At 63.6% G+C, this 25,233-nt stretch carries 20 protein-coding genes; 10 read left to right on the forward strand and 10 right to left on the reverse strand.

Annotated features, from left to right (window positions below):
* The first annotated feature begins 98 nt into the window (after nucleotides 1-98).
* Complete coding sequence (locus ABOC32_RS24050; RefSeq protein WP_426809145.1) at nucleotides 99-836, forward strand: GntR family transcriptional regulator; 738 nt, start codon at nucleotides 99-101, stop codon at nucleotides 834-836.
* A 148-nt stretch (nucleotides 837-984) separates the two neighbouring features.
* Here the strand turns inward: ABOC32_RS24050 and ABOC32_RS24055 are convergent, their stop codons facing one another.
* Together ABOC32_RS24055 and ABOC32_RS24060 are read right to left on the reverse strand one after the other, a co-directional pair.
* Nucleotides 985-4,068, reverse strand: a complete 3,084-nt coding sequence (locus ABOC32_RS24055; protein WP_426809146.1) for a MexW/MexI family multidrug efflux RND transporter permease subunit — start codon at nucleotides 4,066-4,068, stop codon at nucleotides 985-987.
* Nucleotides 4,065-5,162, reverse strand: coding sequence for an efflux RND transporter periplasmic adaptor subunit (locus ABOC32_RS24060; protein WP_426809147.1), 1,098 nt, complete (start codon nucleotides 5,160-5,162; stop codon nucleotides 4,065-4,067). Before ABOC32_RS24060 ends, ABOC32_RS24055 begins: the two co-directional genes overlap by 4 nt.
* 84 nt (nucleotides 5,163-5,246) lie before the next feature.
* Between ABOC32_RS24060 and soxR the strand changes: the two genes are divergently transcribed.
* Together soxR and ABOC32_RS24070 are read left to right on the forward strand one after the other, a co-directional pair.
* A complete protein-coding gene (soxR, locus tag ABOC32_RS24065; protein ID WP_234229564.1) occupies nucleotides 5,247-5,702 on the forward strand; it encodes a redox-sensitive transcriptional activator SoxR in 456 nt (151 codons plus the stop codon).
* 259 nt (nucleotides 5,703-5,961) lie between these two features.
* Nucleotides 5,962-6,210 (forward strand): CsbD family protein, encoded by a 249-nt coding sequence (locus ABOC32_RS24070; protein ID WP_426809148.1) that lies wholly within the window; start codon nucleotides 5,962-5,964, stop codon nucleotides 6,208-6,210.
* 52 nt (nucleotides 6,211-6,262) lie between these two features.
* Here ABOC32_RS24070 and ABOC32_RS24075 read toward each other — a convergent pair whose 3' ends face one another.
* The 4 genes from ABOC32_RS24075 to ABOC32_RS24090 form a co-directional block, all read right to left on the reverse strand.
* On the reverse strand, nucleotides 6,263-7,516 hold the full coding sequence (locus ABOC32_RS24075) for an OprD family porin (protein WP_426809149.1): 1,254 nt from the start codon (nucleotides 7,514-7,516) through the stop codon (nucleotides 6,263-6,265).
* Nucleotides 7,517-7,583: 67 nt separating this feature from the next.
* Nucleotides 7,584-8,888 carry a CitMHS family transporter gene (locus ABOC32_RS24080; protein WP_426809150.1) on the reverse strand — a complete coding sequence of 435 codons (1,305 nt, stop codon included), beginning with the start codon at nucleotides 8,886-8,888 and terminating at the stop codon, nucleotides 7,584-7,586.
* Nucleotides 8,889-9,011: 123 nt separating this feature from the next.
* Nucleotides 9,012-10,328 carry a dicarboxylate/amino acid:cation symporter gene (locus ABOC32_RS24085; protein WP_426809151.1) on the reverse strand — a complete coding sequence of 439 codons (1,317 nt, stop codon included), beginning with the start codon at nucleotides 10,326-10,328 and terminating at the stop codon, nucleotides 9,012-9,014.
* A 74-nt stretch (nucleotides 10,329-10,402) separates the two neighbouring features.
* Nucleotides 10,403-11,482: a 4-oxalomesaconate tautomerase gene (locus ABOC32_RS24090; RefSeq protein WP_426809152.1), complete on the reverse strand. Its 1,080-nt coding sequence runs from the start codon at nucleotides 11,480-11,482 to the stop codon at nucleotides 10,403-10,405.
* Nucleotides 11,483-11,629: 147 nt separating this feature from the next.
* On the opposite strand from ABOC32_RS24090, the gene ABOC32_RS24095 reads away from it, so the two are divergent.
* Nucleotides 11,630-12,523: a LysR family transcriptional regulator gene (locus tag ABOC32_RS24095; RefSeq protein ID WP_426809153.1), complete on the forward strand. Its 894-nt coding sequence runs from the start codon at nucleotides 11,630-11,632 to the stop codon at nucleotides 12,521-12,523.
* A 196-nt stretch (nucleotides 12,524-12,719) separates the two neighbouring features.
* Here ABOC32_RS24095 and ABOC32_RS24100 read toward each other — a convergent pair whose 3' ends face one another.
* Entirely contained in the window at nucleotides 12,720-13,016 is a 297-nt protein-coding gene (locus ABOC32_RS24100; RefSeq protein WP_426809154.1) for a DUF3144 domain-containing protein, read from the reverse strand.
* Nucleotides 13,017-13,411: 395 nt separating this feature from the next.
* Here ABOC32_RS24100 and mtlD point away from each other — a divergent pair, with 395 nt between their 5' ends.
* Nucleotides 13,412-15,556 (forward strand): bifunctional mannitol-1-phosphate dehydrogenase/phosphatase, encoded by a 2,145-nt coding sequence (gene mtlD / locus ABOC32_RS24105; RefSeq protein WP_426809155.1) that lies wholly within the window; start codon nucleotides 13,412-13,414, stop codon nucleotides 15,554-15,556.
* A 689-nt stretch (nucleotides 15,557-16,245) separates the two neighbouring features.
* Here the strand turns inward: mtlD and ABOC32_RS24110 are convergent.
* Together ABOC32_RS24110 and ABOC32_RS24115 are read right to left on the reverse strand one after the other, a co-directional pair.
* Nucleotides 16,246-16,686: an N-acetyltransferase family protein gene (locus ABOC32_RS24110; protein ID WP_426809156.1), complete on the reverse strand. Its 441-nt coding sequence runs from the start codon at nucleotides 16,684-16,686 to the stop codon at nucleotides 16,246-16,248.
* A 20-nt stretch (nucleotides 16,687-16,706) separates the two neighbouring features.
* Nucleotides 16,707-18,059 (reverse strand): HEAT repeat domain-containing protein, encoded by a 1,353-nt coding sequence (locus tag ABOC32_RS24115; RefSeq protein WP_426809157.1) that lies wholly within the window; start codon nucleotides 18,057-18,059, stop codon nucleotides 16,707-16,709.
* Between the two features lie 208 nt (nucleotides 18,060-18,267).
* Here ABOC32_RS24115 and ABOC32_RS24120 point away from each other — a divergent pair, with 208 nt between their 5' ends.
* The 4 genes from ABOC32_RS24120 to ABOC32_RS24135 all read left to right on the forward strand — a co-directional run bounded on the left by ABOC32_RS24120 (nucleotide 18,268) and on the right by ABOC32_RS24135 (nucleotide 22,569).
* Nucleotides 18,268-19,050: an aldolase gene (locus ABOC32_RS24120; protein ID WP_012271240.1), complete on the forward strand. Its 783-nt coding sequence runs from the start codon at nucleotides 18,268-18,270 to the stop codon at nucleotides 19,048-19,050.
* Between the two features lie 44 nt (nucleotides 19,051-19,094).
* Nucleotides 19,095-19,982: a dihydrodipicolinate synthase family protein gene (locus ABOC32_RS24125; RefSeq protein WP_426809158.1), complete on the forward strand. Its 888-nt coding sequence runs from the start codon at nucleotides 19,095-19,097 to the stop codon at nucleotides 19,980-19,982.
* A gap of 100 nt (nucleotides 19,983-20,082) precedes the next feature.
* Complete coding sequence (locus ABOC32_RS24130) at nucleotides 20,083-21,297, forward strand: benzoate/H(+) symporter BenE family transporter (RefSeq protein WP_426809159.1); 1,215 nt, start codon at nucleotides 20,083-20,085, stop codon at nucleotides 21,295-21,297.
* Between the two features lie 54 nt (nucleotides 21,298-21,351).
* Nucleotides 21,352-22,569, forward strand: coding sequence for an MFS transporter (locus ABOC32_RS24135; RefSeq protein WP_426809160.1), 1,218 nt, complete (start codon nucleotides 21,352-21,354; stop codon nucleotides 22,567-22,569).
* Nucleotides 22,570-22,779: 210 nt separating this feature from the next.
* On the opposite strand, the gene ABOC32_RS24140 is transcribed toward ABOC32_RS24135, so the two are convergent.
* Complete coding sequence (locus ABOC32_RS24140) at nucleotides 22,780-24,039, reverse strand: T6SS phospholipase effector Tle1-like catalytic domain-containing protein (RefSeq protein WP_426809161.1); 1,260 nt, start codon at nucleotides 24,037-24,039, stop codon at nucleotides 22,780-22,782.
* 231 nt (nucleotides 24,040-24,270) lie between these two features.
* On the opposite strand from ABOC32_RS24140, the gene ABOC32_RS24145 reads away from it, so the two are divergent.
* On the forward strand, nucleotides 24,271-25,230 hold the full coding sequence (locus ABOC32_RS24145) for an AAA family ATPase (protein ID WP_016500830.1): 960 nt from the start codon (nucleotides 24,271-24,273) through the stop codon (nucleotides 25,228-25,230).
* Nucleotides 25,231-25,233: the final 3 nt, after the last annotated feature.

The following is a 25,233-nucleotide window of genomic DNA, read 5'->3' on the forward strand; positions in this document are numbered from 1 at the left end:
TATTTTTTGACCGGACATATTGTTTATGTCCGTACATAATTCTTGCCCCACCGCTGTTACACTGTCAACCGATGAAATTTGCGAGACAGACCAAAGGTATGAACCCGACGCGCTACACCACCGTGGCAAAGGACTTGATGGAAGGCATCGCCAATGGCCGCTACCCGGTGGGTAGCCTGCTGCCGACCGAGTTCGAGCTGTGCGACCTTTACGATGTGAGCCGGCACACGGTGCGCGCGGCGATCAACCAGCTGCTCAACCAGGGGTTGGTGTCGCGGCGCAAGCGCGTGGGCACCCGGGTCGAGGCCAGCAGCCCACGCGGCGGCTACTCGCAGTCGCTGGCCAGCGTGGCCGACCTGGCGCACCTGGCCGAAACCCAGCAGCGGGAAATCCAGGACGTGCGCCACTTCGTCGCCGACCTGAGCGAAGCGGCGCGGCTGGGGTTGGTACCGGGGGAACACTACTTTTGCGTGTCGAGCATCCGCGTCGACCGCCTGCACAATGCGGCGCCGCTGTGCTGGACCGATGTGTATGCGCAGCGCGACTATGCCGAGGTCATCGAGCGGGCCCGCGAGCACCCCGACCAGCTGATTGCCGGGCTGATCGAGCAGCACTTTGGCCGGGCAATCGCGGTGGTCGACCAGCAGGTGCGGGCAGTGCTGCTGACGGCAGAGATGGCCAAGGCGCTGAAGGCCGAGGCGGGTTCACCGGGGCTGAAGATCATCCGCCATTACCGCGAGGAAAATGGTGATTTGATGGCGGTTTCCGAAACCGTGCACCCGGATGACCGCTTCACCCTGGTGACCCAGATGCGCCGGGATCGCTCACCCGCCTGACAGCAAGGCCCATACGGGCCCCTGTGGGAGCGGGTTCACCCGCGAAGAATGCAACGCGGTGCATGGCACCGGCTTCGCCGGTGTTCGCGGGCATGCCCGCTCCCACAGGGATCGCGCAACGCTTAGCTTTTGAGCAGGACAGTTGATCCTAGAGGGCACGCATTTGTTGTTCGGCTTCGATCAACTGCTGACCCCGCACCGTGGTCACCCTGTGATCCCGCGCCAGCCACCCATAGATTGTCGGCAGCACGAACAGGGTGAACAAGGTTCCCACCAGCATCCCGCACACGATCACCACCCCCAGCCCGAAGCGGCTGTTGGCCCCGGCGCCGCTGGCAAACAGCAGCGGCAGCACGCCGAACGTCATCGCTGCGGTGGTCATCAACACCGGCCGCAAACGTATCTGCGCGGCACGGACAATGGCGGCGGCACGGTCGAGGTTGTCGCGCACCTGCATCTCGTTGGCGAACTCCACCATCAGGATGCCGTGCTTGCTGATCAGGCCGATCAGCGTCACCAGGCCTATCTGCGTGTAGATGTTCAACGTGGCCCAGCCCAACGCCAGCGGCAGCAGCGCACCGCAGATCGACAGCGGCACCGTCACCAGGATGATCAGTGGGTCGACCAGGCTTTCGTACTGCGCCGCCAGCACCAGGTAGATCACCACCAAAGCGGCGAGAAACGCCCACATCAAGGCAAAGCCCTCCTGCACATACTGGCGCGATTCCGATTGCCAGTCGTGGCTGAAGCCCGGCGGCAGTTCGGCGGTGAGCTGTTCGAGAAAGGCCACGGCGTTGCCCATCGACACCCCCGGCGCCGGGATGGCCTGCAAGGTACTGGCGTTCTGCTGATCGAACTGCAACAGGCGGTTGGGCGCCACTTCGATCTCCAGGTGCACCACCGTGGCCAGCGGCACCAGGCTGCCATCGTCGGCGCGCACATACTGGCGGTTCAGCGCCGCAGGCGTCAGGCGCTGGTCCTGGATACTCTGCGGGATCACGTCATAGGAACGCCCGAACAGGGCAAAGCGGTTGAGGTACTGCTCACCCACCAGCACACCCAGCGACTCGCCAATGGCCTGCATGCTGATGCCCAGGCTGGCCGCCTTGGCCCGGTCGATGCGCACCTTGACCACCGGGTTGTTGTAGTCGAGGTCGCTGTCCACCACGGCGAACAGGCCGCTGTCGCGGGCGCGTTGCTTGAGCACTTCCATGGTCTGGTACAGCTCGGGGTAATCCTGGGCGCTGCGCAGCACCATCTGCACCGGCAGGCCGCCACTGGAGCCCGGCAGCGCAGCGACCTGGAAGGCGAAGATGCTGCTGCCTTCGATATCCGCCACCGCCTGCTGCAACTGCGCCTGCACCTGTGCGGCAGAGCGCTCGCGCGCCTGCCAGGCGCTGAGGTTGATACCCCCGAAACTGGCGGCCGGGCCGTCGGTGCCGTTGATGATCCAGGTGTCGGTGGTTTCGCCGATGGACTTCATCACCTGATCCAGCTTCAGTGCAAAGTGTTCGGCATATTCGAGGCTGGCATGCTGCGGCGACTTGATGGCGGTCAGCACCGCCGCCTGGTCCTCGGGGGGCGCCAGCTCGCGTTGGGGCAGCAGGTAAAGCCAGGGCAGGCTCAGGCACACCAGCAGCGCCACACCCGCGCTGATCCAGCGATGCGCCAGGGAGTAGGCCAGCACCCGCCCATAGGCCCCGGTCACCGCAGCAAACAACCGATCGGCCATGTTGGCCATCACGCCATGCTGCTGCCCGGGTTGCAACAGCAACGAGCTCATCACCGGCGACAAGGTCAGCGCCACAATGCCGGACACGATCACCGCCCCCGCCAAGGTCAGGGCAAATTCGCGGAACAGCGTGCCGGTCAGCCCGCCCATCAACCCGATCGGTGCATACACCGCCGCCAGGGTCAGGGTCATGGCGATTACCGGCCCGGCAATTTCCCGCGCCCCGGCCAATGCCGCAGCAACCGGCGACTTGCCCTCCTCGATATGCCGGTGCACGTTCTCCACCACCACGATGGCATCGTCCACCACCAGGCCGATGGCCAGCACCATCGCCAGCAAGGTCAGCAAGTTGAGGCTAAAGCCGAACAGCAGCATCAGCCCAGCGGCACCGAGCATCGACAGCGGGATGGCCACCACCGCGATCAGCACGCTGCGCAGCGAACCCAGGCACAGCCAGATCACCAGTACCACGATCAGCATCGCCTCCACCAGGGTGCGCAGCACCTCTTGGATCGAAGCATCGATGAAGCGCGCAGTCTCATAAGCCAACGCTACCTTAACCCCGGGCGGCAGGGTCTGCTGGATCTGCGGCAGCAGCTGGCGAATGCCCTCGACGATCACCAGCGGGTTGCCGGTCGGCGTGGGGAACAGCCCCAGGTGCACGGCAGGCTTGCCGTCCATGGTGGCGCTGGTCTGGGTGGCCGCCGCGCTCAGCTCGACAGTGCCAACATCGCGCAGGCGCACCAGGTCGGTGCCATCGTTGCGGATGATCAGTTCACGGAAGTCCTCGACCCGGGTCAGGTCGGTGTCCACCTGGATATCGGCCAGCACGTACTGCCCGCGCACCTGGCCCGGCGTCGCCTGGTAGTTGTTGGCCCGCACCGCCTGCGCCACGTCCGCTGCCGTCACCCCGCGCCCGGCCATCTGTTCGCTGTCCAGCCACAGGCGCATGGCCAGGCGCTGCCCGCCAAACGACTGCACCTTGGCCACGCCGTCGATGCCGGAAAACTGCGGCTCCACCACGCGCGACAGGTAATCGCTCAGCTCCGGGATCGACAGGCTGTCGCTGGCAAAGCCCACGTAGGCCACGGCGGTGGAGTCGCCTGCCGACAGCTCCACCACCGGGTCGTAGGCCTTTTCCGGCAGGCGATAGCGCACCTGGTTGACCTTGGCCATGGTCTCGGCCAGCGCCTGGGTCGAATCGCGGTTGAGCACCATGCGCAAGGTAATCAGGCTGCGACCCTGCTGCGACGACGAGGACAGGTAGTCGATGCCCTCCACCGACGACACGGCCTGGGTGATCGGCTGGGTCACGAAGCCCTGCATCAGCTCGGCGGAGGCACCGGGGTACTCGGTGCTGATGGTAATGGTCGAGCTTGCCAGCAACGGGTACTGACGGATCGGCAACTTGCCCATGGCAAACAGCCCCATCAGGATGATCAGGCTGCTGACCACCAGCGCCAGCACCGGGCGGCGCACAAAGACATCGGTAAACTTCACGACTGCCGCCCTCCCTGGCTGGCCTGCAGGCTGTCCTGCGCCACGGGTTCGACCGGCATGCCGTCACTGAGCTTCAACTGGCCGGAAACCACCACCCGGTCACCGGGCGCCAGGCCAGAGGTAACCTCCACCCGCCCCTGCCAGCGCTCACCGGTGGTTACCCGCACCCGGCTGACCCGGGTGCCATGCGCCGGGTCCTGGGTCGCAACGAATACCGTCTGGCCATAAGCGGTGTAGGTAATCGCGGTTTCCGGCACGGCCAGCACGCTCGACGGCTGCGCGGCATCCAGCCGTACGGCGGCGTACATGCCCGGCTGCAACTGCCCGTCCGGGTTCGGCAAGGCTGCCTGCACCTGCACCAGGCGCGCCTTGCTGACCACCGGGTCGACCGCCACCACCCGGGCCTGGAAGCCTTGCCCGCGCGCCGCGTCCACCGTCAGTGCCAGCACTTGCCCGACGTGCACTTCGGGGGCGGCCTGCTCGCCCAGGGCAAAATTCACATGCAACTGGCTGATGTCAGCCAGGCTGACGATCGCCTCGCCGGCGCCCAGGTACTGGCCCTGATGCACACGCCGAATACCCAGCTTGCCGGCAAACGGTGCGCGAATGGCCTTCTGCGCGATCAGCGCTTCGACATGCTGCAGCTCACCGCCGGCCACGTCCACGGCAGTGGCGGCGTTGTCCAGCAGCTCTTGCGACACGGCATTCATCGCCCGCAGCTTGCGGCTGCGCTGCAGCACCACTTGCGCGTTACGCAACTTCGCCCGCAACTGCACCCGCTGGGCCTGCTCCGGCGCGTCGTTGAGCTGCACCAGCAACTGCCCGGCCGTTACCGCCTGCCCCGACTCGAAGGCGATGCGGGTAATGCGCCCCGCCGTCTCGGCCGCTACCTGCACCTGGTTGACCGCCTCCAGCTCCCCCGAAGCAAAGTTCTGCCGCGCCAGCGGCACCTGCTCGGCCGTGGCCAGCGCCACCTTGGTCGCCGGCCACGCCGCCGCAGCGGGTGCCGCCGAACCGCTACCCACCAGCGCATAGGCAGCGGCCAACACGCCGGCTACAGCGCCGGCCCAGGCCAGTAACGTGCGTTTGTTCATGCAGAGCTCCGATCATGGGGAAAGCGGTTGCGGGGAAGATCGGGCAGGACTATAAGAGCTCAACTTAACTTGAGGTCAACAGGCATGGCAGCGGACAACACGCGGATGCTCACAGTGGGTGAAGTGGCCAAACGCAGTGGCGTGGCGGTGTCTGCGCTGCACTTCTACGAAACCAAGGGGCTGATCGCCAGCGTCCGTACCGCAGGCAACCAGCGCCGCTATCCCTCGCTGGTGCTGCGCACGCTGGCGATCATCAAAGTGGCGCAGCGCACGGGTATTCCGCTGGAGGAAATCAAGCAGGCATTCAGCCGGTATGCGCCCAACAGCAAGCTTACGGCGGCGCAATGGGGCGAGATGTCCACGGCCTGGCGCGAAGACCTTAACGCCCGGATTCGCACGCTGGAGGCGTTGCGCGACAGCCTCGACAACTGCATTGGGTGCGGCTGCCTGTCGCTGGAAGACTGCCCGCTGCGTAACCCCGAGGATGTTCTGGCCAAGGAAGGTGCCGGCGCGCGAATCCTTGAGAAGAAGGCCCGCTAGCCTCGACCTCTCAGGCCAAGTGCGATCCCTTGTAGGAGCGGCCTTGTGTCGCGATCGGGCTGCAAGGCAGCCCCGGCAATTTGTGCATCGTGGCTGAAATCCTGGGGCCGCTTTGCGGCCCGATCGCGACACAAGGCCGCTCCTACAGGGACCGCGTGGCCTGAAGGTGATAAGCAATCGTTTGGAACCATTGCGGCCTGCCAACGCCCTAAGCCTGTGCTGTTAACCCTAGCCGCTCACAGGAAGGAACTAAGCCATCATGAAACGCGAACAGATCGAAGGTGTTGCAGAGAACCTTGCAGGCAAAGCGCAGAGCGCTGTAGGCAGGCTGGTCGAAGACCCGTCGCTGGAAGCCGAGGGCGATGCGCGTCAAGCTGCTGGCCAGGTGACCAAGACCTATGGTGATGCCCTGGACACGGTGTCTTCGTTCGTCAAGGAAAAGCCGTTCGCCGCATTGGCCATCACTGCTGCCGCCACGCTGCTGGTGTCGCGCCTGCTGCGCCGCTGAACACGGCACCGCAAGCAGGGCCAGGGCCGGGTATGCCATCCGGCCCGCGCCATTACCAGATGGCGATATCGTAGGTAAGGTACACGCGATTGCTGTCGCGCCCTCGGGCAAAATCCGAGCGATAGACATAGTTGCGCAGCTTCACCCCCAGCCCCTTCAGCGGCCCGCCCTGCACCACGTAGGCAAGCTCGGCGTCACGCTCCCACTCCTTGATGCCCTCGGCACCCGAGCGGCCATTGTCGCCACTCAGGTACCGTGCCATGAACGTCAGGCCCGGCACGCCTGCTGCCGCAAAGTTGTAGACGTAGCTGGCCATCCAGGTCTTTTCTTCTTCCTCGATGAACTTGCCGATGCCGACGTTGCTGAACGAATACACGGTCGCACCACTGATGTACGGCAAGCCGGCGTCACCATCGAGCACCTGGTAGCCGGCGCCAAGGGTATGACCGGAATGCGCATACGCCAGCTGGCCGCTGAACATGTGGTTATCGATGCCGCCGCCGTAGGCCGCGCCGCTGTCTCGGCTCCTGAAGTAGCGCAAGTCTGTGGTCAGTACCCCGCCGGCCAGCGGCAGCTCATGTACCAGGCCGGCGAAGTCCTGGCGGTAGAAGTGCTCAAGCTGGCCATGGAAGTAGCTCAGGCGCAGTTGTTTGCTGACGGCATAATCGGCGCCGGCGAAGTTGAAGTCACCGGTCTTGCCGCCCGCGTACCCATCCAGGTACAGCCCGGTGCTGTCCGAAGAATCACGCTGCTTGAAGCGGTCCAGGTGCCCCGCCGTCAGTGTCAGCCCGTCGATATCCGTGCTGGTCAGTTGCGTGCCCTGGTACGTCTGCGGCAACAGCCGCGCATCGTTGTAGACCAGCACCGGCGTTTTCGGCAGCAAGGTACCGTGCTTGGCCACAGTCTGCCCGACGCGGGCCTTGGCCGTTACCCCGGCGCTGGCGAATTCGTCCGCCGCACGGCCGTCGTCATGCACCGGCAGCAGCCCTGTGCCGCTGCGCCCACGGCCAGAGTCCAGCCTGACACCCACCAGCCCCAGGGCATCCAGCCCTACGCCCAATGCACCGGGGGTGAATCCGGATTGGTAGTCCAGCAGAAAACCCTGTGCCCACTCCACCCGCTCGCTTTTGGCACTGGCGGCAGCACGCGCACTCATGCCCTGTTCGTCGCGGAAATTCTCGTTGAAGTAGACGTTGCGCAGTTGCAGCTTGAGCTTGCTGTCATCGACAAAACCGGCGGCGCCGGCAACAGGCAGCCAGCCGCAGAGCAGGCCACAAGTGGCCCCACGGAACACAGCACGGGACATGATCGGTACTCTTGTTGTTGTTTTCAGGATGCACAAGGTGCGGGCGCCAGGCAGCGCCCGGTAACACTCAGACGAAGAAGGACAAGGCCCCTGTGAGCAACGCCAGCGCGGTGATCACCAGCGAGGTCAGCACGGCCCACTTGAAGGTGGCCTTCTGGAAGTCGCCGATGTCACGGTCAACCATGCCGACCAGCAGCAACGTCGAAGCCACCAGCGGGCTCATCAGGTGCACCGGCTGGCCGAGCACCGAGGCGCGGGCAATTTCCAGCGGGTCGATGCCATACGCCGCTGCGGCGTTGGCCAGGATCGGCACCACGCCGAAGTAGTAGGCGTCGTTGGACAGCACGAAGGTCAGCGGCATGCTGGTCAGCGCCACCACCAGCGGGAACCAGTGGCTCCATTCTTCGGGAATCCAGTCCACCAGGGTTTGCGCCAGGGCGTCGACCATCTTGGTACCCGAGAAGATCCCGGCAAAGATACCTGCGGCAAACACCAGCAGCACCACCGTCATGGCGTTACCCGAATGCGCCAGAATGCGCTCCTTCTGCAGTTCCAGCTGGGGGTAATTGATCATCAGCGCGGCGACGAAGCCGATCATGAACAGGATGGCGGCATGCATCAGCCCCATCACCAGTGCGGTCATGACGGCGATCACCAGCAACAGGTTCACATAGGCCAGGCGCGGGCGCTTGTACGGTTTGTCGCCAAGGATTTCCTTGATGTAGCAGTTGCCACCACCGGACTCCAGGGCGATGTTGCCGATACGACGGCGCTCAGTGCGCCCCAGCAGGAAGGCCGTGAACACCACCCAGGCTGCACCGCCGATCATGGTCGGCAACATCGGGATGAAGTACTCGCTGGCGTCCAGCCCAAGGGCGGCGATGGCCCGCGTGGCCGGCCCGCCCCAGGGGCTCAGGCCGCTCATGATGCTCAGCGACAGCATCGACACCGTGGCCAGAATCATCGGGTTCATGCCGATACGCTTGTAGAGCGGCAGCATGGCGGCACAGGTGATCATGTAGGTGGTCGTGCCGTCGCCGTCCAGCGCCACCAGCAGTGACAGCAATGCCGTGCCGATGGCGATCTTGACCGGGTCGCCGTTTACCCGCTTGAGGATCTTGCGAATCAGCGGATCGAACAGGCCGGCATCGATCATCAGGCCGAAGAACAGGATGGCAAACAGCAGCAAGGCTGCCGATGGCGCGACCATTTTCAAGCCGTCGAGCATCATCTTGCCGAGTTCGGGGGCAAAACCGCCGATGACGGCGAAGACGATCGGGACAACGGTCAGCGCAACGATAGGCGACAGGCGCTTGCTCATGATCAGGTAGGTGAACGTCACCACCATGATCAGGCCCAGGAGTGCGAGCATGGTCTTTCTCTCTTGTTTTTATTGTGCGTGGCCGCCCGCCGGGCAGGCAGCCTCCAACCCCACTCGGCATCGCTGCGACGCTGAGTGGAATTCTAAGTCAATGTTCAGTAGTGCAAAGGGCGATCAGCCGTGGCGGCGAGGCTCGGCGGGCCAGGCGGTCTGTTCGGGTGCAGCGCAGTCCGGCTGTACCGGTTGCTCACCATTGAGCGTGCGCAACAGGGTATCCCGCTCACAGGCACTCTCGGACAGCGAGATCACCACGGTGGCCACCGCATTGCTGGCAAGGCTGGTCAGGGCACGGGCTTCGGACATGAAGCGGTCGATACCGATCAGCAGCGCCAGGCCAGCCAGCGGAATATCGTGGATCACGGTCAGGGTCGAGGCCAGCGCGACGAAGCCACTGCCGGTCACCCCGGCCGCCCCCTTGGACGACAGCAGCATGATCGCCAGCATGGTCAGCGTCTGCCCCAGGGTGATGTCGATGTTGCAAGCCTGGGCGATGAAGATGGCCGCCAGCGACAGGTAGATGGCTGTGCCGTCGAGGTTGAACGAGTAACCGGTTGGCAACACCAGGCCTACCACGCCTTTCTTGCAGCCCAGCTTTTCGAGCTTTTCCAGCATGCGCGGGAGCACGGGCTCGGTGGACGAAGTACCCAGCACCACCAGGAATTCCTCGCGGAAATAGCGCAGCAGTTTCCACAGGCTGAAGCCGTGGGCACGGCAGATGCCACCCAGTACGACCAGTACGAAGAACGCGCAGGCGATGTACAGCGTACCCACCAGCTTGGCCAGGGCACCGAGCGAGGTGATGCCGTACTGCCCGACGGTAAAAGCCAGCGCACCAAAGGCACCCACCGGCGCAAAGCGCATCAGGTAGCCAAAAATGCGGAACACCATGGTCGAGGCAGACTCCAGCACATCCAGCACGGGCTTGCCCTTGTCCCCCATGGACGACAACGCAAAGCCGCTGAGCACGGCGATGAACAGCACCGGTAACACCTCGCCCTTGTTGAAGGCACCTATGAAGGTATCGGGAATGATGTGCATGAAAAAATCGACCACGCCCAGCTTGGCTGCCGAGGCGGTGTACTGGCTGAGGCCTTCGGTGCTGAGGGTAGCGGGGTCGATGTTCATGCCCGCACCGGGTTTGAACAGGTAAACCGCCGCCAGGCCAATCACCAGGCTCACCACCGTGAGGCCCAGGAACAACAGCAACGTCTTGCTCATCAGGCGCCCCAGCGAGCGCTTGTCGGTCATCCCGGCGATGCCGGTGACAATGGTGCAGAACACCACCGGGGCGATCATCATCTTGATCAGCTTGATGAAGGCATCACCCAAGGGCTTGAGCGCAACGGCCTGTTGCGCCCGGAAGTGGCCGACCAATACACCCAGCAGGACGGCGCAAAGGATCTGGAAATACAGCGATTTGGCGAGTTTCATGGGGCATCACCATTGTTGAAATTGTGCGGATGCGCTTGGTGCATGTGTAAAGCAGGCGGCTGGGCCGCCTCTGGCTACCCTGCCAGCCTGCGCAAGGTAGGGGCATAGACGAAGCCCGAGAAGAGCCGCCGGGCGGTTCGTACCACCGACACCTGGGTTGTCTTGCCGTCGGCAGCACTGCGCGACAGCGCCACATCGATACCGCCACTCGGGTGCTCAAGGCGCACTTCGGTCAACTGCCGGGCGCCCTCGCCAAGCAGTTCGGCGATTACCGTGCCGGGGCTGACGCAGGCAGTCGCCAGCCCGACCGCCCCGGTAATGGCCAACGCACGGTGGCAGTTGTGCGGCATGAAGTAACGCACCTGCAACGTGCCGTCGTACCGTGGCGCAGACACCAGCACCGGCTTGGGGATGACCATGCCACTGACGTCGCCAAGGCCCATGGCCTTACCCGCTTTCAGGCGCAGTGCTTCAAGGCGCTTGAGCAGTTTTTCATTGGCATCGAGTTCTGCAGGGGTTTCCGATCCGGTCACCCCCAGTTGACTGGCCTGCACGACCATCATGGGCATGGCCATGTCGATGCAGGTTACCGGTACGCCATCGATCACATCCGTGGGCTTGCCGGTGGGGAACAGCTTGCCGGTCTTGCTGCCCACAGCATCGAGAAAGGTCAGGTGCACCGGGGCGGCTGTGCCCGGTACACCATCGATTGCCGTGCGGCCTTCGTAGCGCACGATACCGCCGGGGGTTTCCACCAGCGAGTTGACCAAGGTGCCAGTGTTCAGGTTGCGGATGCGCACCAGGGTCTTGCCATCCTGGCCTTTCACCAGGCCTTGCTCGATGGCGAACGGGCCCACGGCGCACAGCATGTTGCCGCAATTGGGCGCGGTGTCGACGCGGCGCTGGGCGACCATCACCTGAACGAACAGGTAATCGACGTCAGCCTCGGGGTGCAACGAAGGGCTGACGATCGCCACCTTGCTGGTTTGTGGGCTGCCGCCACCGATGCCATCGATTTCCAGCTCATGGCCAGAGCCCATCAGGTTGATCAGCAACTCGTCACGTTCGACAACATTGGCAGGCAGGTCCCAGGCGTGGAAGAACGGCCCTTTCGAGGTACCACCGCGCATGAGTACGCAAGGAATTCGTTGCATGATTTTGCACTCTTGTTGATCAATGGACATCATTGATGCTGTGAGCAAAAGAGTGACAGGCATGGATAAATCAATCCAATGCAAATATCGTAGCCATTATTGCGATTCAAACATCAATCAAACACGGCGACAGTAGCGGGTCTTCTTATGGAATATGAGCTGCAAGACATCAGATCTTTCGTGAAAATCGCCGAACTTGGCAGTTTTCACGAGGCCGCCGAAGCGCTTCACCTGTCCCAGCCGGCCTTGAGTCGGCGGATCAAGAAGCTGGAGGAAGGCCTGGGCACCTCGCTACTGGAGCGCACCACCCGCCGGGTCAGCCTGACCAGCGTGGGCCGCGACTTCCTGCCCAAGGCCAGGCGTTTGCTGGATGATTTTGAAGACTCGATCCTCAGCATCCGCGAGCTGGCCGAGCGCCAGACCGGCCAGGTTACCCTCGCCTGCATTCCCACCGCAGCGTTCTACTTCCTGCCGTCGGTGATTCGCGATTACAACGAGCAGTACCCGAAAATCCGCATTCGCCTGCTGGACCTTAGCGCCAACGACGGGCTGGAAGCCGTGTTACGCGGCGAGGCCGACTTCGGCATCAACATGATGAGCGGCCAGCACCCGGACATCGAGTTTGTCACGCTGGTGCAAGAGCACTTTGTGCTGGCCTGCAGGCGCGACCACCCACTGGCGAACCGGACCTCCGTTACCTGGACGGAACTGGCTGACTACCGCCTGATCGGCGTCGGCCGCCTGAGCGGCAACCGCATGCTGCTGGACCACGCGTTGTCCGGGCTCAACCTGCGGCCCAAATGGTTCTACGAAGTGCAACACCTGTCCACGTCGCTGGGCATGGTCGAGGCCGGGCTGGGCGTATCCGCCATGCCCAGCCTGGCCATGCCCGACGCCGACCACCCGACGCTGGTCAGCGTGCCGCTGATCGAGCCGCAGGTTAGCCGCACCCTGGGTTTGGTGTACCGGCGCGGCGCATCGTTGTCGCCTGCAGCGGAGAAGTTCGTTTCGATCTTGCTGGAGAAATGGACCAATCGCTGAGGCTTGGCCCACCCTGCCGCTGCCTCATCTGTGACCACTCGTCAAGGGACCTGTGGGAGCGGGTTTACCCGCGAAGAAGCCACCGCAGTGAATGGCACCGGCTTTGCCGGTGTTCGCGGGTGAACCCGCTCCCACAGGTTCCGCGTTGAGTGCAGGGATACGCTATCCCTGTGGGAGCGGGCATGCCCGCGAAGCCTCAGCCGTTCTTGCCCAGCATGTACTGGTCAAAATGCTCGATATGCTCGTCGAGGTTGTCCTCAAGCATCATCCGGTACTGATCGCAGAAGTACTTCAGAATCTCTTCCCGCGCGGCGCCAAGCTCGGCGCCACTCTTGAAGCTGCGGGCGCTCATCCAGGCGCTGAAGCGCGCGGCACCGAAGGTCAGCGAGGCGCTGACCTTGCCCAGGTCCTCGAACTTTTCGATCTGCTGGTTCGCCAGTTCGATGTGCGCATCGGCACGGTCATAAAAAGCCTGGTCGGTAGCTTTGGTCATTGCGGTTCACCTTGTTGCGGGATTCGAGCGAAAGGCCAAGCCTTGCATGTCGCGGCGCATACGTGCAAGGCTGAAAAAGGATCACCCATGACGAAAAGGAAGCAAAGCACCTTATGCTTGGAATCACACGTATCCATCGCTACTTGCGCCCACTGCCTGCAAAACCGACTGCAGCCAGTGGGCGTGACTTCAAGGCCAAACCAGCCGCCCGCCTTGCCTCAAAGGTTGCAAACCTCCTCTGCACTCCCCGCTCTGCCCCGCCGTATCTCTGTGTCACGCCCGAGCGTGCACCTGACAAACGCGTGCCCCCGACCTGACTGCCGACGCTGCAGCTCACACGCCGTACTCGCTTGCTACAGGCGAGATGTCTGACGCACCCACAGGGGCAACACTCAATGCTTTTATTTCAAGGTAAACAGATTCTCAGCGCCATCTTCGATATGGATGGCACCCTCTTCGACACCGAGCGCTTGCGCTTCAAGACGCTGAAGCAAGCCTCGCTGGAAATCTTCGGCAAAGCGCTGAGCGAGGACACATTGATCGGCTCGCTGGGGCTGAGCGCGACCAAGGCCGAAGCGCTGGCCAAGGCGCATAACGGTGAAGACTTCCCATACGCCGAGATCCGCAAACGCGCGGATGAACTTGAGCTGGAGTACGTGCGCAATCATGGCGTACCGATCAAGGCCGGCCTGCTGGAAGTGCTGGAGCGCCTGCGCAAGTCGGGCCTGACCATGGCGGTGGCCACGTCCAGCCGCCGTGCCATAGCCGAGGAATACCTGATCAACGCCAACGTGCTGAAGTACTTCGACATCACCGTCTGTGGCGATGAAGTCAGCCAGGGCAAACCCCACCCCGAGATTTTCCTGAAAGCCGCCCGCGCGCTCAATTGCGAGCCGGGCCAATGCTTCATGGTCGAGGATTCGGAGAACGGCATGCTCTCGGCCATCCGTGCAGAAGGCCAGGCAATCCTGATCGAAGACATCAAGCCACCAGCCCCCGAAATCAAGGCCGGCGCGCTCAAGGCCTACCGCAGCATGACCGAGTTCCTGGCCGATTTGAGCGAGTGCGTTCCCGACCTGGGCATGCCCGAACTGAACGATAGCTTCCCGGCCTCCATGAACCAGTTCCGCGTGGGCATTCATGGTTTCGGCGCCATCGGGGGTGGCTACCTGACGCAGGTCTTTTCCCATTGGGATGGCTACACCCGGCCGTGTGAAATCATCGCCGCGACCCGCTCGCGGATGCTGCGTGAAAGCGTCAATGCCTTCGGCCGTTACAGCGTGCGCTACGGTGCTACATCGTTCGACCAGACCATCGACAACGTGCGCATGATCGACATGGACGATGACGACGCAGTCATCGGCATGTACACCACGGCCGAAATCATCGGCCTGAGCCTGCCCGAACAGGCCATCCGCAACCAGGCGAAGGTGATTGCCAAGGGGCTGCTGCAACGTTTCGAACGACGTGGCCGCGAGCTGACGTTGCTGATCGTGCTGAACAAGGTGGGCGGCGCCGCGTTCGTGCGCCGCCATGTGCAGGCAGAGCTGGCATTGCTGTGCCCGCCAGCCATCGGCCAGCAGGTGCTGGAAAAGACCCATTTCGCCGAAACAGTCGTCAGCCGCATCGTCTCCAAGCTCAGCAACGATGCACTGGTGCGGCAACTGCGCATCAAGTCGCAGATGTTCCAGAACAGCCTGGAAGACGAGCCGGCAGTCGCCGCAAAGGCATCGACACCAGTGCCGGAATACGAACGACTGATCGGGCGCTTCAGGCCCTTCGCCCAGCCCAGCAGCGCGATGAGCCAGTTGCACCTGATCCTGTTCAACAGCGAACCCGACATGCCGCTGTATGTCGAGTACGGCAGCGACCTGCTCGAACGCCTGCGCCAAGTGAAGACGGTGCCTGACATCACCCAGATCCAGGTCATCAAGAACCGCCTGTGGAATGGCCCGCATGCCATCGTTGCCTGGTACGCCAGCCTGCTGGGCCATGACTCGGTAGGCCAGGGTATGGGCGATGCACGTGTGAGCGAACTGGCCGAACGCCTGATTCGCCAGGAAGTCGGGCCCGCGCTGGTGGCCGCGTCCCCAGAGATGGCGGAGGTGGTCAGCCAGTTTTCCGATACCTTCCTGGAACGCTGTAAAACCTCGTTCAAGGACCCTTGCGCCCGGGTGGGGCGCGACCCGCTGCGCAAGCTTCAACGCAATGAACGCATCCTCAGCAGCATCGACCTTGCACGCAAGCATGGTATTGAAACCCCGGCGCTGGCGTTTGGCGCGGCCCTGGCCATTCACCATGCCCTGCACTGCAAAGACGACAAGGCGCTGGAAGCGCAGGCCATCAGGCGGGTTTACAGGGAAAACGACGCCAGTGTCGAGGCCGTGCTTACCCACGACGTTGATTGCAACGGCAAGCGTTTTCCGGGGCTGGACCGGATCAGGGATGCGCAACTGATCGCCGCCATTTCAGATGCTTACCGGCAGTATCCGCAAAGGGATGTGGCAACCCGACTGGACGACCTTTGCATGGGCGCGTGACCCATTGACGCAAGAACAACGGTCTATCCTCCTTGTAGAAGCGGGTTCGCCCGCGGAGAATCCAACACTGTGAATGGCACCGGCTTCGCCGGTGTTCGCGGGCACGCCCGCTCCCACAGGTACTGCATAAGCTTGAAGCCCGCGCTGTCCCTGTGGGAGCGGGTTCACCCGCGAAGCATCCAGCGCGGAGGATGGCACCGGCTTCGCCGGTGTTCGCGGCTGAAGCCGCTCCCACAGGTACTGCATTAGCCTGAAGCCTGCGCTGTCCCTGTGGGAGCGGGTTCACCCGCGAAGCATCCAGCGCGGAGGATGGCACCGGCTTCGCCGGTGTTCGCGGCTGAAGCCGCTCCCACAGGTACTGCATTAGCCTGAAGCCTGCGCTGTTCCTGTGGGAGCGGGCGTGCCCGCGAAGCATCCAGCGCGGTGGATGGCACCGGCCTTGCCGGTGTTCGCGGCTGAAGCCGCTCCCACAGGTACTGCATTAGCCTGAAGCCTGCGCTGTCCCTGTGGGAGCGGGTTCACCCGCGAAGAATCCAACGCGGTGAATGGCACCGGCTTTGCCGGTGTTCGCGGCTGAAGCCGCTCCTACAGGTGCTGCATAAGGCTGAAGGCTGCGCTGTACCTGTGGGAGCGGGCGTGCCCGCGAAGCATCCAGCGCGGTGAATGGCATCGGCGTTGCCGTGCAGGCATCAGGATCTGAACTTCACAAAAACAAGCTCTGGGTCGCCTTCATCCAGGTTTTCAACCTGACCACTGCCGATAAAACCGCACTTTTCAAGCAGCGCCTGCATCGGCAGGTTTGACGCATTGGTCGAGGTGAACAGCTTGGTCCCCAGGGCCCGGGACTCCAGCCCACGAAGTAGCGCTGCGCCTACGCCACGCCGACGGGCCGAATCCCGTACCACGATGAGCGGGATGAACTCCTGCCCGAAAAATGAGTTGTCCAGGAGGCCATAGCCCACCAGCAGCGCAGTATCGTCAGCATCCATTGCCACCCAGCACTGGCCGCAAGCTACCGCGTGGGCAATGAAATCCCGCCGGCTTTCTTCGCGCTGCGCGATGACATCAAGATCAAAGAGCGCATCAAGGTCGGCTTGCCGGGCGAGCCGAATATGTGATTCCAAAGCCATTTCTTCACCGTATAAATAATTCAGCCATCCACCCGATCAATCGCGGCGCGATCGACAAGGTTCAACTCAGCAAGGCGGCGCAGCGTCGCCATCAGCCTATCGCGCTCCGCAACAGGGGTGACCGGGTCGATGATCCGATATTGGCGGTCGCACCACTGCGCAATTTCGCGCAGCCAGACGGCCTCGAGCACAGGTTCGTTGTCCAGCCGTTTCAGCAGGTATGCCAGTTGCTGCCAGCCTGCCAGCAACTGCAGCATCATCAGCCGACGCGCTGGCGAGCATTCCTGCCAACAGCTATCCAGCCTGGTAACCAGTGGCTCGCCAAGGGCGGACCACGGCAGCTTGACCAAGCGATTTATCATGCCCTTGAACACCTTGTCGCAGGGGTCGTCCAGCGCGTCGAGCAACGCGTACAGCGGCCAATCTCCGGGCATGCTTACCGCACGAAGCCGAACAGACGAACAGCGCGAACGCAGGGCAGACCGCCACCAAACCTCAGGCACTTGCTGGTCAAGTTCAATGGCAAGACCAAGCAGCCCCAGCCACTCGCGCTTATGGGTTGGCATGCTGCCCGCCAGCGCAGCATTCAGCACCGCCCCGGCATCGATACCCTGTCGTTTGGCCTCCCAACGCGCCAGGCTACGCACGGCTGCCGATGCATCCAGCAGCGCCACACGCAGCACCTCCCGCGGGTCGTCGAGCAAAGGCAGCAGTACTTGCAACGCACCGACACGAACCCGAGCAACCGGCTGCGCCAGGGCCGCATGCAACAGCGGCAATGCCTGCGCTGGGGGAAGCTTGCGACAGGCATCAACGGCCAGGCAGCGCACGACGATTTCGCGGTGGGCCAGCGCGTTGCCCAGAAGTGGCGTTGCCGGCTCGTCGGTATCGAGCAGCAGCGCAAACAGAAACCGCGCCGCCTTACCCTGGCGCTCCATGAAATTGCCCAGCACTTGGGCGCGCACCTGTGGCACTTGCAGGATCTGACGCACGCTGACCAGTGTTGCGCCATGATCGATGCGGTGTTGGCCTGCCAGCGCCATCAACGGGTCGAGTGCATGCAGCAATGACGGTACATGCTCGCTGGTCAGGTAGGGCTGTACACCCGCAGCGGCCAATTCACGCACCTGCGGGACCCAGTCATTCAGGCGCTCGACCAACGCCACCAATGCCTGAGGCGAAGCATCGGTGCTCAATGCCCGCACTGCCACCTCGCGCACAAAACCATTGGAATGACGGCTCAATGCCTCCCAGCTGCCGTCCTGGTCAGCACGCGCAATCAGCTCCAGCGCTTCGTTGCGCCGCCAGTCGGCCCATTCGGATACCGGTCTTTTGGCTGTCATCCATTCGAGCCAGCTGCGTACAGAGGTCACCTGTGCTTCCTTTCAGTGTGTTTGTCATCAGACCCTACCACGCATGCTTGCAGGCATGCGCGGTCGGATGGGCTCCGCAGCAGCCCCGTTCTTGCGGATGACACAATGCTTGCATATGACACAAGGTGTCATTAAGATCGCCATGTGTCCTGGCAGCGCCACTACGACGATCAGCCAGTGCCCGCCCTTTTCCAAGCAGGTACCGCCCATGACGACCACCATGCACACCCCCAAGGACCAGTTGGTCAAACTCGCCCAGCAACAGATGCTGACGGCGCTGGCCGACAACACCTACACCGCCCGGCAAAAACTTGCCCTCACCTGCCGCATCCTGTTCGACGGCGGCCACGACTCTGGCCTGGCCGGGCAAATCACCGCACGTGCGCAGGAGCCTGGCACCTACTACACCCAGCAACTGGGCTTGGGCTTCGACGAAATCGCCGCTTCCAACCTGCTGGTGGTGGACGAGGACCTCACCGTGTTGCAAGGCCGCGGCATGGCCAACCCGGCCAACCGTTTCCACAGCTGGCTGTACCGGGCCCGCCCCGACGTCAACTGCATCATCCACACCCACCCGCTGCACAGCGCTGCCCTGTCGATGCTGGAGGTGCCGCTGGCCATCTCGCACATGGACCTGTGCCCGCTGTTTGACGACTGCGCATTCCTCAAGGAATGGCCCGGCGTGCCGGTGGGCAACGAGGAAGGTGAAATCATCGCCAAGGCGATCGGTGACAAGCGTGCGATCCTGCTTTCGCACCACGGCCTGCTGATTGCCGGTGGCTCGATCGAGGAAGCCTGCGTACTCGCCCTGCTGTTCGAGCGCGCAGCAAAGATGCAACTGCTGGCCATGGGCGCCGGTGACATCCGCCCAATCCCCGAAGCACTGGGCAAAGAAGCCCACGACTGGATCTCCACCCCCAAACGTCACGGCGCCGCGTTCAGCTACTACGCACGCCGGGCCTTGCGTGCCCACGGCGACTGCCTGGGCTGATCGAAGCTGTACTCTTTCCTCAACAACGGCAGAGGTGCCTGGTCATGTCTACACCTGTAATTCGCGGCGTTATCGGCTACACCATCACTCCCTTCACGGCTGACGGCACGCTGGACCTGGATGCCCTGGGCACATCCATCGACAGCCTGATCGCAGACGGCGTGCACGCCATCGCCCCGCTGGGCAGCACTGGAGAAGGGGCCTACCTCTCCGACAGCGAATGGGAAACCGTGGTGCGCTTCAGCCAGGCACGCATTGCCGGGCGCGTGCCCAGCGTGGTCAGCGTTTCCGACCTGACCACCGCTCGCACCGTGCAGCGCGCCCGCCTGGCGCAAGCCTGCGGCGCCACGGCGGTGATGGTGCTGCCCATTTCCTACTGGAAGCTCACCGAAGCCGAAGTGATCGCCCACTACAAGGCCGTCGGCGCGGCCATCGACATCCCGATCATGCTCTACAACAACCCAGGCACCAGCGGCACCGACCTGTCGGTGGAGCTGATCCTGCGCATCCTCGGCGAAGTGCCCAATGTGACCATGGTCAAGGAAAGCACCGGTGACATTCAGCGCATGCACCGCCTGTTCAAGGCCACCGATGGCCAGGTGGCGTTCTACAACGGCTGCAACCCGCTGACCCTGGAAGCGCTGGTGGCCGGCGCCACGGGCTGGTGCACCGCCGCACCCAACCTGATCCCCGCACTGAACCTGGCGCTGTGGGACGCCGTGCAGCAAGGCGACCTGGCTGAAGCCCGCGCGCTGTTCTACCGCCAGTTCGAGCTGCTGGAGTACATCACCCGCCGTGGCCTGCCCACCACCATCAAGGCCGGCCTGAAAATGCTTGGCCAGGATGTCGGCGCCCCACGCCTGCCCCTGCAGCCGCTGGATGCGCAGGGCAGCACTTACCTGAAAGGCCTGCTGGCCGAACTGGCCAGTTAACCGTGAAACACGCCCGGCGGCACTACGCTGCCGGGCATCGTCTTTCCTGCAGGGACAGCCTTGTGCTGTGCCTGAACCTGACTTTTGACCAGAGGCAACCATGGACGCGCCTGCTCACAGCCCTTCAACGCCATTACGGCTGACAGACCTCCTCCACCCCATCGTGGCGGGGCTCGTTTCAGTCATCGTCAATTACGGCGGCACTTTCATCCTGGTGTTCCAGGCCGCCAAGGTGGCCGGGCTGAGCCCGGAGTTGACTTCATCCTGGGTCTGGGCCGTGTCGATCGGTGTCGGCCTCAGCGGCCTGGTGCTGTCCTGGTACAGCCGCGAACCGGTGATCACCGCCTGGTCCACGCCGGCAGCCGCCTTTTTGGTCACGGCCCTGGCCAGCGTGCCCTACAGCGAAGCCATCGGTGCCTACTTGTTGTCGGCCGTCGGCTTCGTGGTACTGGGGCTGACCGGGTGCTTCGAGCGCCTGGTGCGGATCATCCCCGCAGGCGTTGCGGCCGGATTGCTGGCGGGTATCCTGCTGCAGTTCGGCATCGGCGCCTTTGCCGGCCTGTCGGTCGACCCGACGCTGGCAGGGCTGCTGATTGTGGCCTACGTGGCCTTCAAACGCTTCACCGCCCGCTACGCCGTGGTGGGCATTCTGGCACTGGGGCTGGGCTACCTGCTGCTGCAGGGGCAAGCAGGCCTGGCGACACTGCGCCTGGAGTTCGCCGCACCGGTGTTCACGGCGCCCACCTTCTCCCTCAACGCCGCCCTCAGCGTGGCCCTGCCATTGTTCCTGATCACCCTCACCGGCCAGTACATGCCCGGCATGCTGGTCCTGCGCAACGACGGCTTCAAGACCAGCGCCAACCCGATTGTCGCGGTCACCGGCCTGGGCTCGTTGCTGATGGCGCCATTCGGTTCACACGCCTTCAACATCGCCGCCATCACCGCGGCCATCTGCACCGGCAAAGAAGCCCATGAAGACCCGGGCAAGCGCTGGCTGGCGGGGATTGCTGCCGGTGTCTGCTACATCCTCGTGGGGATATTCGGGGTCACCCTGGCGAGTGTGTTCATGGCCCTGCCGGGTACCTTCATCACCACCCTGGCTGGCCTTGCCCTGCTGGGCACCATCGGTGGCAGCCTGGCCAGTGCAATGGCCGATGCCCGCTCGCGCGAAGCCGCGCTGGTCACCTTTCTGGCGGCAGCGGCCAACATCAGCCTGTTCGGCATTGGCGGGGCGTTCTGGGGGCTGGTCATTGGCCTGCTGGCCTATGCCGTGCTGAACGGGCGCCTGCCCCGCATCAATCGCTCACACCGGTAAAAGCTTGCCCCCCTACCCTGCGCCATGTGCCTACGCCGTTCGACAGGTATCGACATGCCCCACGCTCGCCCCAAGCTACTTACACAAATTGCTGCCGTGCACTTCGTCAGCCATGTGCACATCATGCTGATCCCGGCATTGCTGCCCGTACTCCCTGGCCTGCTGGGCGTGGGCTTCGTCGAGCTTGGCGTAGCCCTGGCGGTGTTCAACATCGTTTCCGCCCTGGTGCAGGCACCGCTGGGCTATGCCGTCGACCACTACGGTGCGCGCAAGGTGCTCAAGGCCGGGTTGCTGCTGGGCAGCCTCAGTTTCCTGCTGCTGGCGGTCAGCCCCGGCTATGCGGTATTGCTGGTAGCGATGGCCATGGCCGGCCTGGCCAATGGCGTTTACCACCCTGCCGATTACGCGCTGCTGGCCAACGGCATCGAGCAAGGCCGCCTGGGGCGCTCGTTTTCGATCCATACGTTCGCCGGCTTTCTAGGTTCGGCGGTAACGCCAGCGGTGTTTCTCGGCATTGCCGCCGCGTTCGGTACGCAGGCGGCCTTGGCAGCGGGTGCAGTGGTGGGTGTTGCCGCGCTGCTGCTGATCTCGGTGCCAGGCAGCGGTGTCTATCAGGTATTCGGGCATGGCCGCTCAAGTGACGCCGGAGCGGCCGCTGCGCCGGGCGGCGTGCGCTTGCTCACGCCGATGATCGGTGTGTTGACGGTGCTGTTCGTCCTGCTGAACCTGAGTACCAGTGCCATCGAGAAATTCTCCGTGGCCGCCCTGGTGCAGGGCCAAGGCCTGACCCTGGCCTGGGCGAACACGGCGCTTACGGCCTTTCTGCTGTGCAGTGCCGTGGGCGTTTTGTGCGGCGGGGCCTTGGCTGACCGCACCCGCCGCCATGGCCTGGTGGCGGCCCTGGCCTTCGCACTGGCGGCGGCACTGACTACGCTGGTGGCGCTGGGGCTGGTGCAGGGCTGGGCATTGGTGGTGGTGCTGGGGGCCGTTGGCTTGCTGACCGGGGTCATCGCGCCATCGCGGGACATGTTGGTCAAGGCAGCAGCGCCACGGGGTGCCGAGGGCAAAACCTTCGGGCTGGTCTCGACCGGCTTCAACATCGGCGGCGCCATCGGGCCCGTGGCGTTTGGCTGGATGCTCGACCAGCGCCTGCCTGAAGGCATCTTCATCGCTTCGGTGGTGTTCATGCTGCTGACCGTGCTGCTGACCTTGGCACAGGAGGTGTACCTGGCCAGGAAACGAGCTGCCGAACCGCTGGCGCGCACCGTGTAGGACCAACTGTCCTGCTCAATACCCTAAAAGATTGCGCCATCACTGTGGGAGCGGGTTCACCCGCGAAGAACCCAGCGCGGTGGATGGCACCGGCTTCGCCGGTGTTCGCGGCTAAAGCCGCTCCCACAGGTACTGCATAAGCCTGAAGCCTGGGCGATCCTTGAGCGGGTTTGTCCGCTCCCACAAGGTCGGCGATGCACTGCCGGTTGTTCAGGATGCCGGGGTCGCATGCACTAAACGTCCATCCACTCCGGGCCTGTTGACGAACAACACATCCAGCACACTGTTGCGCAACCCCTTCAAGGCATTCCAGTTCGCCGACGTATGCACGTACCTGTCGCGCAGCAAGCACTGCTCCTGTTCGGTCAACCCCATCTCGTCACTGACACCCAAGGCAAAATCATGCAGCTTGCGGCTAATACCCACCAATTCATCTGGCACCTGGTGCTCCGCCTGCCCGCCCAACGGACCAAACGGCACCCCCGCACGCACCGCCAGCGCACGCATGACACTCAGGTAAACCCGTGAAAGCTGGCCAGCCACCTCCCGCTCCCGGTACACCGCCGCATACACCTGCTTCTGCGCCTCGTCCGGACGCCCGCCGGCAATCGGTTCCTCCCAGGTAATCACCCTTGCACCCAGGCCACCAAACGCTGCGCCCAGCAGGTCGCTCACCTTGGCATGCACACACGTCTGCTCGGCGCGCATAGCCGATGGCACACGTTGTGACTGAGGTTTGCACAACAGCACCTGCTCCTGGGTGAAGTCCGGGTAACCACCGCCGATGTTCGAATGCACACCCGGCAACACGATGTCGTGACCACTGCTCACCAGCGGGAAGTTGTACCGCTGCTCATCCCCTGCCACCAGTTGCGCTACCTTCCGGGCCATACCCGCCCCCAGGCCCAGGCGTAAACCGCCATGGCGGGCATCGGCAGGGTCAAAGTCGCCCTGTAACGGCGCAATGATCGCCGCCACGGTATCGAACAGGCCTATGAAATTGATCGTGATGGGGCAAGTGACGGCCAACACCCTGCCCCCGTCAGCATGCAGCAGATTGGCCAGGTGACGCACCGCTGCGGCACCGCGACTGAAGCCGAACAGGTCGAACTCGACCCCCTCGAGCCTTGCGTGCGGATGGGCGTGCGCCCAATCCCGCAACTGCCCGGCGATACCCGCCAATGCCTCGGTGACTCGCGCTTCGACGCCGGTGCGCCCCCGCCCCGTAGCCGAGGCATACGCATGATCCTCCTCGCCCGCCAGGGTTCCCACCCCCTCGACGTAGCGGCTGAGAAACGCCATGGAGCCGTCGGCGCCGGCCCCCCCTGCCGGATAAAGCGCGTGCAGCAGGGCCACATTGCTCAAGGTGTTGAAATAACTGGCACCCTTGCTGCCGTTCGACTCTGTCGGCGTCACATTGTGCTGGTTATTACCGGTGCCATCGAAAAACACGCCAAATCTCAAGATCATCGTTGCGCTCCTGCTTGCGTCAAAAACACAAGCAGGCGCCAGGGCGCCGCCGCAGAACATCAGCCAATGGCCAGCCATCTGCAGGACATTTCTGTGATTGCATGGCACGGGACCGGATAAATTTCCCAGCCGCCATTGGTCGCCACCCCCCCGGATGGATTAAAGTATCACCCCTTGCCAGGGCAGCGGCCTCCAGCCCCGCCTGCGGCCCCATACCAGGAACCGTCGCCGATGGAACACCGTGAAGCGCTGACCGCGCTGCGCACCTTTCTTTCTTCCCAGATCCTAGGCCAGGAGAAACTGGTCGAACGGCTGTTGATCGTGCTGCTGGCCGACGGCCACATGCTGGTCGAAGGTGCCCCGGGCCTGGCCAAGACCAAGGCCATCAAAGAGCTCGCCGAAGGCATCGAGGCGCAGTTCCATCGCATCCAGTTCACCCCCGACCTGCTCCCGGCCGACATCACCGGCACCGAAATCTACCGCCCGGAAACCGGCAGCTTCGTGTTCCAGCAGGGGCCGATCTTCCATAACCTGGTACTGGCCGACGAAATCAACCGCGCCCCGGCCAAGGTGCAGTCGGCACTGCTCGAAGCCATGGCCGAGCGCCAGGTCAGTGTGGGCCGCAGCACCTACGACCTGTCGCCGCTGTTCCTGGTCATGGCCACGCAGAACCCGATCGAGCAGGAGGGTACCTACCCACTGCCCGAAGCCCAGCTCGACCGCTTCCTGATGCACGTGAAAATCGGCTTCCCCGACGCTGCGGTAGAGCGGCGCATCCTGGCGCAGGCCCGTGGCGAAGCCCTGGGCGGCGAAACCAAGCCCGAGCGCCGGGTCAGCCAGCAGGCCATCTTTGCCGCGCGCAAGGAAATCCTTGGCCTTTATATGGCCGACGCGGTGGAGGAGTACCTGGTGCAGCTGGTGATGGCCACCCGCACCCCGGCCAAGTTCGACACCGAACTGGCCGACTGGATCGCCTACGGCGCCAGCCCACGCGGCTCCATCTCGCTGGACCGCTGTGCGCGGGCCCATGCCTGGCTGGCCGGGCGCGACTTCGTCAGCCCCGAAGACATCCAGGCAGTGCTGTTCGACGTGCTGCGCCACCGCATCATCCTCTCGTTCGAGGCCGAGGCGGCGGGGATCGACCAGGACCGCGTGGTCCAGCGCATCCTCGACGTCGTCGCCGTTGCCTGAGCC

Source organism: Pseudomonas sp. WOUb67 (assembly GCF_050058005.1).
In the GTDB taxonomy this organism is placed as follows: domain Bacteria; phylum Pseudomonadota; class Gammaproteobacteria; order Pseudomonadales; family Pseudomonadaceae; genus Aquipseudomonas; species Aquipseudomonas putida_R.